Annotated in this window: 9 protein-coding genes; 4 read left to right on the forward strand and 5 right to left on the reverse strand. The window is 64.8% G+C overall.

The features are described 5' to 3' along the window. Positions 1-58: 58 nt before the first annotated feature. A complete protein-coding gene (radA, locus tag K8R92_07480) occupies positions 59-1549 on the reverse strand; it encodes a DNA repair protein RadA (protein MCE9619736.1) in 1491 nt (496 codons plus the stop codon). Positions 1550-1833: 284 nt separating this feature from the next. Here radA and K8R92_07485 point away from each other — a divergent pair, with 284 nt between their 5' ends. After that, positions 1834-2055: a hypothetical protein gene (locus K8R92_07485; protein ID MCE9619737.1), complete on the forward strand. Its 222-nt coding sequence runs from the start codon at positions 1834-1836 to the stop codon at positions 2053-2055. Between the two features lie 60 nt (positions 2056-2115). Here K8R92_07485 and nuoH read toward each other — a convergent pair whose 3' ends face one another. Continuing rightward, on the reverse strand, positions 2116-3456 hold the full coding sequence (gene nuoH, locus K8R92_07490; GenBank protein ID MCE9619738.1) for an NADH-quinone oxidoreductase subunit NuoH: 1341 nt from the start codon (positions 3454-3456) through the stop codon (positions 2116-2118). Positions 3457-3504: 48 nt separating this feature from the next. Beyond that, a complete protein-coding gene (gene carB / locus K8R92_07495; GenBank protein MCE9619739.1) occupies positions 3505-7044 on the reverse strand; it encodes a carbamoyl-phosphate synthase large subunit in 3540 nt (1179 codons plus the stop codon). Positions 7045-7188: 144 nt separating this feature from the next. Here carB and K8R92_07500 point away from each other — a divergent pair, with 144 nt between their 5' ends. The 3 genes from K8R92_07500 to ruvX are packed head-to-tail and all read left to right on the forward strand — an operon-like array spanning position 7189 to position 9353. Next, positions 7189-7815: a hypothetical protein gene (locus K8R92_07500; GenBank protein ID MCE9619740.1), complete on the forward strand. Its 627-nt coding sequence runs from the start codon at positions 7189-7191 to the stop codon at positions 7813-7815. A 1-nt stretch (position 7816) separates the two neighbouring features. Further along, the gene (locus K8R92_07505) at positions 7817-8896 is read left to right on the forward strand and encodes an NTP transferase domain-containing protein (protein ID MCE9619741.1); all 1080 of its coding nucleotides are present in this window, start codon (positions 7817-7819) and stop codon (positions 8894-8896) included. 19 nt (positions 8897-8915) lie between these two features. Beyond that, a complete protein-coding gene (gene ruvX / locus K8R92_07510) occupies positions 8916-9353 on the forward strand; it encodes a Holliday junction resolvase RuvX (GenBank protein ID MCE9619742.1) in 438 nt (145 codons plus the stop codon). Between the two features lie 3 nt (positions 9354-9356). On the opposite strand, the gene pgl is transcribed toward ruvX, so the two are convergent. Both pgl and zwf read right to left on the reverse strand, forming a co-directional pair. Then, a complete protein-coding gene (gene pgl, locus K8R92_07515; GenBank protein MCE9619743.1) occupies positions 9357-10148 on the reverse strand; it encodes a 6-phosphogluconolactonase in 792 nt (263 codons plus the stop codon). A 73-nt stretch (positions 10149-10221) separates the two neighbouring features. Further along, a complete protein-coding gene (zwf, locus tag K8R92_07520) occupies positions 10222-11727 on the reverse strand; it encodes a glucose-6-phosphate dehydrogenase (GenBank protein ID MCE9619744.1) in 1506 nt (501 codons plus the stop codon). Positions 11728-11770: the final 43 nt, after the last annotated feature.

The following is an 11770-nucleotide window of genomic DNA, read 5'->3' on the forward strand; positions in this document are numbered from 1 at the left end:
AAAAGTCAAATTGTTCCTTCCTTTTATGCGGTCTTGAAGCGGTTCGGGTCATGGGAACTCAATGAGCCACCCCTGATTTTGCCGTTTTCGCCCTGCCCGATCCCGGTTGGGATGGGTTGAGAAGCTCGAAAGCCGCAGAAACATGCTCGATTGAAACGATTTCCATGGATTTTGGAGCTTGGATCTTCTGGGAAGCGGGCACGGCGATCCGGGTGACTCCTCTTCGGGAGGCAGCGGCGATCCTTTCATGCATCTGCGTGCAGGGGCGAAGCTGCCCCGAAAGGCTGATTTCGCCAATTGCGGCAAATCCATCGGGCACCGCCCTTCCAAGCCGGGCCCCGGCCACTGCCAGGGCGATGGCAAGATCGGCTCCGGGTTCAAGCACCTTGAGACCCCCTGCAGCGGCCGCGTAGACATCCTGATCTCCAAGACGCAGACCCCCATGCTGTTCGAGGACCGCAATCAGCATTGCCAGACGGCTTGAGTCCAGCCCCGAAGCCTTGCGCTTCGCCGCACCCACAAGTCCGGTGGCGGTCAGGGCCTGCACCTCGGCGAGCAGGCAGCGGGTGCCGGCCATGGTGGGGACCGCGACGGAACCGGGACGCGGAGCCAGCGACGGATCGGCGGCAAGGGCGCTCTCATCCACCTGGCGCAGGCCCAGCGACGTCATCTCGAAAAGGCCGACTTCCAGCGTGCTGCCAAAGCGATTTTTCGCGGCCCGCACCACGCGGTGGGCGTAATGGCGGTCCCCCTCGAAACTCAGTACGACATCCACCAGGTGCTCGAGCAACCGCGGCCCGGCCAGCAATCCATCCTTGGTCACGTGGCCGACGATGACGACGATGATTCCGCTGGACTTGGCCAGCGCCACCAGGTCGAGCGCGCAGCGGCGCAGCTGCGAGACGCTGCCGGGAATCGCGTCGACATCGACGCGGTGAACCAGCTGGATGGAATCGACCACGAGCACGGTCGGGTTGAGCTTGCGCGCCTGCTCGATGATGCGGGCCAGATTGCTCTCGGCGTGGATCCACAAGTGAGTCTCGCGCCGTTCGTTGCGTGAGCCACGATTGTGCGCCGAATGCTTTGATTCGTCCGCCGCGATGGTCGCCGGCAGCGCCGTCTCCAGTCGCTCCGCCCGAAGTCGAAGCTGGTGGGCGCTCTCCTCGCTGCTGGCGTAGAGGACGGTGCTGCCGCCATCGGCCAGGGCGGCGAGGGCCTGCAGCAGAAGCGTGCTCTTGCCGATCCCGGGGTCGCCCCCGAGCAGAACCACGCTGCCGGGCACGAAGCCGCCGCCCAGGACGCGGTCGAACTCAGCGACTCCGCTGGCGATGCGGGGAATCAGCGAGGCCTGGATTTCGCCCAGCGGCTGGGCTTCGCTCGCCGAATCTGAGCCGGCGTGTTCGCCCGTTGGCAACATGCCGGGAGTTGGCTTGGCTTCCACAAAGCGCTGGAGCGAATCCCATGCGCCGCAGTCGGGGCACTTGCCCATCCACTTCGGATGGGTCGCGCCGCAGGTGCCGCAGAGATAGGAGACGCGTTCCTTGGCCATGGCGCGATTCTACGGCCCGGGGCTGCGCCTGCGTGAAAACCCGCGGAAACTCCGCTTCATTTCGGGGACGCAAAGACAGCGACACCAATCGAGTCGGAGTTTCGATCGGCGTCGCGAAGTGACGTTCGGGTGGCTGTTGAGGCGCCGCGGATGCGCCGCCTCGATGCGTTGGCGGAAGCGAGGGCCTTCCGCTGCGCACAATATAGTGCGCATTCGCGGCTTGTCACGCCGCAGTCCGGGAAAATTTCAATTTTGTTCCGGTGAGCGGCGACTAGGATGGGCGCGTGCTCTCCCCCATGCGCACGATCGACGCGCTCTGGCAACTGGCGAGGCTCGGCGCGATTCTGCGATTTCGTTTTCACGGCGCGTACTGGAAGTGGCGCCGCGAAACCGCCTTTGGCGCCGCTGCGGAGCGCATGCCGCCGCGCCTGGCCCGCTGGAGGGCGGTTCTTGAATATGGCGCATGGGTGGGGCGGATGCGGCGACTCGCCGCACGCGATTCCTGAATTCGCATGCGAACCGCGGCGACCGCCACGGGCGGCGCCCGGAACCATCGGCACGAAAATTTAGTGGATGCTCAGCGGACCCTGGCGCGGATCAGGGATCGCGTCGTCGCTCATGGCGATGGGATGGCGGCTGGCAGCGCCGGTTCCATCGATCAGCGGGCTGAAGCGACTGCCGATCATCGGAATGCGGTGGTTGGGCGACGCCTGCTTGGGAATGAGCGGCGAGATCAGGTAGAGCACCGCGACGCAGCCGATCGATCCGATCCAGATGTGGGCGCTCCATCCCATGAAGACAAACGCAGCAGTCATGAGCAGCACCAGAAGCGAGGTCGGGATCAACCCCTCCCAGGCGAGCCGCATGAGTTGGTCAAAGCGGAAGCGCGGAAGCGTCCAGCGGATTGCCATGGCGAAGGCCACCATGAAAAGGACCTTGCCCATCATCACAGCGAATTGCGCGCCGACCAGCAGCAGCCCGCCCTGGGCCGGCAGATCGGGCCAAAGGCCGAAGGGGCTGACGCTCCAGCCGCCCAGGAAAAGCAGGCTGAAGAAGGCGGCGCCGGTGATCAGGTGGAAGTACTCGCCCAGGAAAAACATGGCGAAGCGCATGCTCGAGTACTCGGTGTGGTAGCCGCCGACCAACTCGCTCTCGGCCTCCGCCAGGTCGAAGGGCGCACGATTGGCCTCGGCCAGCATGCAGGTGTAGAAGATGATCGCGGCCACCGGCTGCTGGACGATGTTCCACAAACCGCGGTCGCTCTGCGCGGCGATGATGCCGTAGGGATCCAGGTTGCCCGCGGTGAGAATGATGCACAGCAGCGCAAGCCCCATCGGGATCTCGTAGGAGATCATCTGGGCGCTGGCCCGGAGGCCGCCAATGAAACTGAACTTGCTGTTGCTGGACCAGCCGCCCAGGGCCACGCCATAGACGCCAAGGCTGGCGATGGCGAGCAGGTAGATCATGCCGATGCTGACCAAGGCTCCGCACATCTTCACGGAAATGCCCTGTAGTCCGAGTGTCGCCGCGAGTCCGAAGGGCAGCGAGTCCAGGTCGAGCGTGCCGGCCCAGGGAACGATGGCGAAGGTGATCATGGCCGGCACCAGCAGCAGCGCCGGCGAGAGCAGGAAGAGCACCTTGTCGGCGCCGGTGGGAACGAACTCCTCCTTCATAAGGAACTTCAGGCCGTCGGCGATCGGCTGCAGCAGGCCGTAGGGACCGACCCGGTTGGGGCCGACGCGGTCCTGCATCCACGAACTCAGTTTCCGCTCCAGCATGATGGCGTAGGCGCAGCCGACCAGGATCACATGCAGCATGACCACCATCACGATGATTCCCGTGACCAGCTGCGCGGTTTGCGGCAGCGCGGGAAGCCATGCGGGCAAATGTTGGCTCACGTTGGTCATGGAGGCGGGCATTCTAGGGAGATGCGGACAATTGCAAGTGGCCGTGGCTTAGATGGAGATGGGCGCGGGAGTGGCATGGCTCGTCGCCTCTGGCGCGGGTTTGACGGCGATGAAGGATGCGGCGCCTGACGCCGGCGGCTTTCCGGCGGGACGCGCCAGGTGCGGGAAATAATCCTGGATCGCATAGACGCCCCAGGGCTCAGCCTGCATGCCGGCGATCGCCTGCACGGCTGCGCGGGCCCCTGAAATCGTCGTGACGATCGGCACGCCGCTGCGCACGGCCTGGGCGCGGATCTTGCCCTCGTCGGTGTCGCCGCCCTTGCGCGTGGCGGTGTTGAGGATCAGGTGCACCTCGCCGCTTCGGATCAGGTCGAGCACGTTGGGCCGGGCGCCTTCCGAGATCTTGCGCAGCACCGTGGCGGGAATGTCCTGCTTGGAAAGTTCCGCGTGCGTGCCGTGCGACGCGAAGATCTTGAAGCCCATCCGGATGAGCGAGCGACCGAGCTCGCAGACGTGGCGCTTGTCGCTCTCGCGCACCGAAACGAAGACGTTGCCCTTGGTGGGCAGCATGACGCCGGCGGCCATCTGCGCCTTGGCGAAGGCGACGGGCAGACTGCGGTCGGCGCCCATGACCTCGCCGGTCGAGCGCATCTCGGGGCCGAGGATCACGTCGACGCCGGGGAACTTCGCGAAGGGGAAGACGCTCTCCTTCACCGCGAAGAATCCGGCGTCGGGAGTCTCGCGCACGTTCAGTTCGTCCAGTGTGGCCCCCATCATCACCCGCGCGGCCAGGCGCGCGAACGCGATGCCCTTGGCCTTGCTGATGAAGGGAGTCGTGCGGCTGGCGCGGGGATTCACCTCGAGCACGTAGATCACATCATCCTTCACGGCCATCTGCACGTTCATCAGGCCGCGCACGCGCAATTTTTTCGCAAGGGCCAGGGAGTGGTCGCGAATGCGGCGCACAATCGCCGGCGGCAATGAATAGGGGGGAACGGTGCAGGTGCTGTCGCCCGAGTGGATGCCCGCCTCCTCGATGTGCTCCATGACGCCGCAGACCACGGCCCGAGGGTTGGCGCTTTTCTGCTGGACCAGCTTGGCGCTGGAGCCCTCGTCGGGCGTGAAGTCCGCAATGACGTCGACATCGACCTCGATCGCGTCGGCGAGGAAGCGGTCGACCAGGATCGGCGTCTCGGCGAGATCGCTCACCTCGACCGCCTTGGTCATGTATCGGCGCAGGCTTGTCTCGTCGAAGCAGGTCTCCATGCCGCGGCCGCCCAGCACATAGCTGGGCCGCACCAGCACCGGGTAGCCGATGCGCCCGGCGATCTCGACCGCCTGCTCGAGGCCGCGCGCGATGCCCGAAGGCGGTTGCGTGAGCCCGAGTTCGTCGATCAACATCTTGAATCGGTCGCGGTCCTCGGCGTCGTCGATGCTCTGCAGTCCGGTGCCGATCAGCGGCACGCCGGCCTTAGCCAGCCCATGCGCCAGGTTCAGCGGTGTCTGCCCGCCAAACTGCACGATCACGCCGACCACGCCGCCACTGCGATTGTTCCGCTCGATGCCGCCGCCGTTGAGGCGCTCGATGCAGTTGAGCGTGTCCTCCAGCGTGAGTGGCTCGAAGAAGAGCAGGTCGCTGGTGTCGAAGTCGGTGCTGACCGTCTCGGGGTTGGAGTTGATCATCACGCTCTCCAGGCCCATTTCGGCGCAGGCGAAGGAGGCCTGGCAGCAGCAGTAGTCGAACTCAATGCCCTGGCCGATGCGGTTGGGGCCGCCGCCGAGAATGATCACCTTCGGCGTCTTGGTGACGCGGATCTCGTCGTCCGCGACCGGCTTGCCGTTGTGCGAATAGGAGCGCTCATAGGTGGAATAGAAATAAGGCGTGGCGGCGTCGAACTCGGCGGCGCAGGTGTCGACCAGCTTGTAGACCGGCTCCACGCCGGCCGTCTTGCGGTGGGCCCGCACCTTCAGGATGGTGTCGGTGGTGATGGCGCCCAAGTAGAGGTTGGCCAGCTGCGCGTCGGAGTAACCGTGCGACTTCGCCTGGAAAAGGATTTCCGTCGGCAGCTCCTCGAGCGACTTGTACTTGCAGAGCACATCCTCGAAGGCAACAAGTTCCGCGAGTTGCGAGACATACCAGGGGTCGTAGCCGGTGGCCTCGCTGACGCGCTCCACACTCCAGCCGCTCTTCAGGGCGTAGCGCACGTAATAGAGGCGGCCCTGGCTGGCGACCGTGAGTTTGCGAACCAGGGTTTCCTCTGCGATCGGCCAGGTGGCTTCACTGCCGTCGGCAAGGTCGCTGGCGGTCGAGCGCTGCGCCGCCAGCCACTTGTCGTTGCGGTCCAGGCCGAAGCCGTGGCGCTTCACCTCCATGGAGCGGATGACCTTCTGCAGCGCCTCCTTGAAGGTGCGGCCGATGCTCATCGCCTCGCCGACGCTCTTCATTTGCGTGGTGAGGCGCTCGTCCGCCTCGGGGAATTTCTCGAAGGTCCAGCGCGGCATCTTCACCACGACGTAGTCCAGCGTCGGCTCGAAGCAGGCGCTGGTGGTGCCGACCACGTCGTTGCGCAGCTCGTCGAGCGTGTAGCCCACGGCCAGCTTGGCGGCGATCCGGGCGATCGGAAAACCCGTCGCCTTGCTGGCCAGCGCGCTGGAGCGGCTGACGCGCGGATTCATCTCCACCACCACCATCTCACCGTTGGCCGGGTTCACCGCGAACTGCACGTTGCTGCCGCCGGTCTCCACGCCCACGGCGCGCATGATGCTGAAGGCCGCGTCGCGCATCCGCTGATATTCCTTGTCGGTCAGCGTCATGATCGGCGCGATGGTGATCGAGTCGCCAGTGTGCACGCCCATCGCGTCCAGGTTCTCGATGCCGCAGACCACGATGCAGTTGTCGCGCCTGTCGCGCACCACTTCAAGTTCGTATTCCTTCCAACCCAGCGCGCTCTGGTCGATCAACACCTGGCCGATCATGCTGGCGGCGATGCCGCGGCGCGTGATCTCCTCGAGCTCATCCATGTTCCAGGCGATGCCGCCGCCCGATCCGCCGAGCGTGAAGGCAGGGCGGATGATCGCGGGCAGGCCGATCTCCTGCACGAACGCCTTCGCGTCCTCGATGGTGGTGACGGTGCGCGACTTCGGCTGCTTCAATCCCAGCTTCTCGACGATCGCGCGGAACTCCTCGCGGTCCTCGGCGCGGTGGATCGCCTTGCGGTCGGCGCCGATCATCTCCACGTTCAAACGCTGCAGCGTGCCATCGTCGTGCAGGGCGCAGGCGCAGTTCAGCGCCGTCTGCCCGCCGAGGGTCGGCAGCAGCGCATCGACGGGCGTGCCCAGGTCGCGCTCCTTCTCCAGCACCTTGCGCACCGCCTCGGGGGTGATCGGCTCGATGTAGGTCCGGTCGCTGAAAGCCGGGTCGGTCATGATCGTGGCGGGGTTGGAGTTGACCAGCACCACGCGGTAGCCCTCCTCGCGCAGCGCCTTGCACGCCTGCGTGCCGGAGTAGTCGAACTCGCAGCCCTGCCCGATGACAATGGGACCGCTGCTGATGATCAGGATGGTGTGGATGTCGTCGCGTCGGGGCATGGGAATTTTTGGCGCGGCACGAGGGGGGCGAAACGCCGGGTTTCGCGGCTTTCACAAACGGAAACAGTCTAGCCCATAGCAGCCCCCGCGAGAGCCTTTTGGAGCGGGCAAGTTGGAAAAAATGCGGTCGATAGCATGGCGCCCGTGATCGCGTCCATCGAAGGCGAACTGGTTTCGGTCGACGGGGCGTCGGCGCTGGTCCGCTCCGGGGCGATCACCTACGAAGTGCTGGTTCCCGCCGCCGACGCGCCGGCGCTGGAGAGCGTGCGGGGCTCGAATGTGAAGTTCGTCACGCTGCATTATCTGGAGGGCCAGGGTCAGGGATCGAGCTTCTGGCCGCGCCTGATCGGCTTTCAGAGCGCCGACGACCGCGATTTCTTCATGCTTTTCACCAGCGTCAAGGGGATCGGCGTCCGCAAGGCCCTGCGCGCCCTTCAAAGATCGTTCGCCGACATCGCCGCCATGATCGAGCACAAGGACTACGCCGCGCTGCAATCGCTGCCGGAGATCGGCCGTAAGACGGCCGAGACGATCGTTGTGGAGTTGAAGGACAAGGTCAGCCGATTCGCCATGGGTTCGGCGACCATTCGCAAGAGCGCCGCACCCCGGCGCAGCGGCGCGGTCGCCGACGCGGTCACGGTGCTCGCCCAGCTCGGCGAGCCGCGCCTGGTCGCGGAGCGTCTGGCGGAGCGGGCCGCGCTGGTCGCGGGCAAGTCGGCCGGCGCGGAGGAACTTGTCGCGGCGGCGCTTCAATTGAAGGGGCAGGACTGAGATGCGATACGCGATGATCATGGCCGGCGGCAGCGGCACCCGACTCTGGCCGATGAGCCGCAAGGCGCAGCCCAAGCAACTGCTTCCTTTTATAGATGGCAAGTGCCTTCTGGAAATCGCGGGGAACCGGCTCGAGGGGGTCGTTCCTGCGGAGCGCCGCCTGGTCTGCGCGTCGGAGGCTTATCGCGCGCAGGTGAAGAAGGCCGTGCCGGCGCTGCGCGACGAAAATTGGCTTGGCGAGCCGACCGGCCGCGACACGCTTAATGCGGTTGGTTTCGCGGCGGCGGTGCTGGCCAAGCGCGACCCCGACGCGGTGTTTGTGGTTGTGACCAGCGACCATCTCATCGAGCCGCAGGAGGAGTTCGCGCGGCGGCTCGACGTGGGTTTCAAACTGGTCGAGAAGGATCCGACCTGTTTCGTGACCTTCGGCATTCAGCCCACTTTCGCCGCCACCGGCTACGGCTATGTGGAACGCGGCGATGCGATCGCGGGCTTCGACGGCTGCTTCAAGGCCAAGCGCTTCGTGGAGAAGCCGGACAAGGAAACCGCCGAGGCCTACCTGGAGGCCGGAACCTTCAGTTGGAACAGCGGCATGTTCATCTTCAATGCAGCGAAATGCCTTGAATCGATCTCGTGGCACAAGCTGGCGAGCTTTGAGGGCCTGGAGCGGATTGCGCAGGCGTGGGGCACGTCGCGGCAGAAGGCGACAATCGACGCCGTGTATCCGGAATTGCCCAAGATCAGCGTCGACTACGCGCTGATGGAGACGGCCAGCAAGGACGCGCGGCGATCAATCGCGGTGGTGCCCATGGCGGTGAAATGGAAGGATGTCGGAAGCTGGACCGCGTGGGCGGAAACGCTCAAGTCTGACGAGGCGGGCAATCGCGCCAACTGCAGCGTCTCGCATCTCGAGTCGAAGCATGTGACCGTCGCCAGCGATGACGCGAAGCACACCGTCAGCGTGATCGGTCTGGACAATGTGGTCGTGGTGCGCACCAAGGACGCCACGCTAATCTGCCGCGCGAACATGGCCGAGCGCGTGAAGGAAATCGCGGCCCAGGTTCCGCCCGCCTTGCAATGATGGAACGGGTCACCGAGTCATGACGAAACGCATCGCCCGATTTCTCGCCATCGATCTCGGGGAGCGGCGAACGGGCCTTGCCTTGGGCGATTCGCTGACCAACATCGTCGCGCCCATCGGGGCCATTGAGGCTGCAAAGGGGCCGGTGCTTCTCGCGGAGTTGAAGAAGACGATCGACGAAACGGGGCCGGATGAAATCGTGATCGGTCTGCCGCTGAACATGGATGGAAGCGAGGGCGCCGCATCCAAGGCGGTGCGCGAGTTCGCCGTCGAAATCGGCAAGCTCACGAACAAGCCGGTTCATCTTCATGATGAGCGGCTTACGACTTTCGAAGCGGATTCCAGGATGGCGCAGTCGGGCCGCACACATGGCGAAAAAAAGGCTCTGCGCGACGCGCTTGCCGCCGCGGCGATGCTCGAAGATTTCCTCCGCGTCCGCGCCGCGAATCCGAATTAGTTTTCAGGCCGATTTGGTTTCGCACGCCGCGCGGTCGACATACCAGGCGAACTCTCCGCTGAGCGGATGCACTCCCTTGATCGGAAGATCCTGGTAGGTCTCCGTTCCCGTCGCGACCCGCTGCAGCATGGGGGCCTTCTTCTCGCCAAGCACCAGCACCGCGACGAATCGCGCCGCGTTGATGGCGAGGTAGGTAAGGGTGATGCGCGGCGGCGGCGTGACCGTGGGGCCATCGCAATAGTCGACAAAGCGGGTGCGCTGCTCCAGCACCTGCGTGTGGGGAAACAGGCTCGCGGTGTGGCCGTTGTCGCCCATGCCCAGCAGCACGTAATCCAGCCGGTCCTGCCCCTTGGGTCGGCTCGACAGGATTTCCCGGTACGTCTTTTCATAATCCGCCGCGGGATCCGCAAGCGAAGTCTGCATCGGGTGAACATTCGTGGCCGGCATGTCCGTGTGGTCCACGATGATCTCTTTGATCTGGCGGAAATTACTCAGCTCATGGTCGAAGGGGACGCGGCGCTCGTCGACCATCCAAAGATGAGTCTGCTTCCAGGGCAGACCGCGGTAGCGAGGGTCATACATGAGCTGCTGGTAAAGCGGCATCGGCGTGCTGCCGCCGGAGAGTGCGAGGTGGAAGCTGCCGAAGGTGTGGACGCAGTTGTGCGCATGAAGCAACAGGTCGGCGCTGAGCGCGTCGAAGACCGCCTCGGGGTCCTCCCGCGCCACGATCTTTCCCGGCAGCGGCGGCGCCTGGATCGGCGTGTCGCGCAGGTCAGTGGGAAGAAAATCGCTCATGTGCGGAATGGTACCGATGGCTCGTGTCGCCTTGAGCAGATCTCGCGTCGCCCGTCGATCCGCGCGTTAAATCTCACACCGCCCAGGCGCGCCCCTCGCGCGTCATCAGCTCCTCGGCAGCCTTGGGCCCCCATGAGCCCGGCGCGTAGTTGCCCTGGATGTTCTTGCGCAGCGGCGCGCTGGCCTTGTTCAGGAAGGGCATGATGGCGTGCCAGGCGCTCTCGACCTCGAGCCGATGCTTGAACAAGCTCTGGTCGCCGCGCATGGCGTCGATCATCAGCGGACCATACGCCTCGACCGTCTCGGAATGGAACGAGTCGACATAGTCCATCTCCATCTCGACGGGCTTGATGTCCATTGGCCCCGGCACCTTGGCGTTGAAGCGGATCCGGAACTGCTCGTTGGGAGCGATGTCGATGGTGATGCGGTTGCCGGCCAGCGGCGCCTTGACGATCTTCTTGAAAAGATTCGCCGCCGGCGGCTTGAACTGCACGACCACCTGCGTACTTTTTTTCGCCATGCGCTTTCCGGTGCGCAGGAAGAACGGCACGTTGGACCAGCGCCAGTTGTCGAAATGCATCTTCAGCGCCGCGAAGGTTTCGGTGGTCGAGTTCGGATCGACCCCCTTGAGCTCGTGATAGGCGCCCTCGGTGGCGTCGCCGGAATATTGACCCAGCGCGCCCCACTCGGCGATGCGGTCGATCGGCGGAGTCTGCAGCGCGTCGATCACCTTGATCTTCTCACCGCGGATGTGGTCGGCGGAAAACGTCGTCGGTGGCTCCATGGCCACGAAGGCCAGCACCTGCAACAGATGGCTCTGGATCATGTCGCGGATGGCGCCGGTCTTGTCGTAGAAGGCGGTGCGCTGGCCTACGCCGACGGTCTCGACCGCGGTGATCTGCACGTGGTCGATGTAGCGATGGTTCCACACCGGCTCGAAGAGCGCGTTGGCGAAGCGGAAGACCAGCAGGTTCTGCACGACCTCCTTGCCCAGGTAATGGTCGATCCGGTAGATCGCGTCTTCTTCAAAAACGCGGCCCAGCGCCCGGTTCAAGCTCGCAGCGCTCTCATCGTCGAAGCCGAAGGGCTTCTCCACGATGATGCGCTGCCACGATTTCATGTTGCGGTTGACGCTGCACCAGCGGCGGCCCTCGGTGACCATGCCCGCGGCGTCGATCTGGGCCACGATGGGCTCGTAGAGCTCCGGCGCCACGCTCATGAAGAAGAGGATGTTCTGGGCGCACTTCCGTTGCGCATCCAGTTCGGCGACGCGCGCTGAGAGCCGCGCGTAGGGCTCGCTGGTGGCGGCGTCGCCCGGCAGATAGAAGATGCGCTTGGAGAATTCCTTCCACACCTCGTCGCGGAAATTCTTCACCTGCTTCTGGATCCAGGGCTTCAACTCATCGCGCCACGCCTCGTCGCTCTTGGGCGTGCGGCTGACGCCCAGCACGCAGGTGGCGGGATTCAGCAAGCCGGCCTCGGCCATTTCGTACATGGCGGGAATGAGCTTGCGCGAGGTCAGGTCGCCGCTGGCTCCAAGAATGACAAGGACGCAGGGATCCGCGGTGCGCATGGCCATAGGCTAACGCCTCCCGCAGAAGCGCACGCCAAAGCGAAGCCCG

The sequence above is a fragment of the Planctomycetota bacterium genome, from assembly GCA_021414025.1.
Classification (GTDB): domain Bacteria; phylum Planctomycetota; class Phycisphaerae; order Phycisphaerales; family SM1A02; genus SYAC01.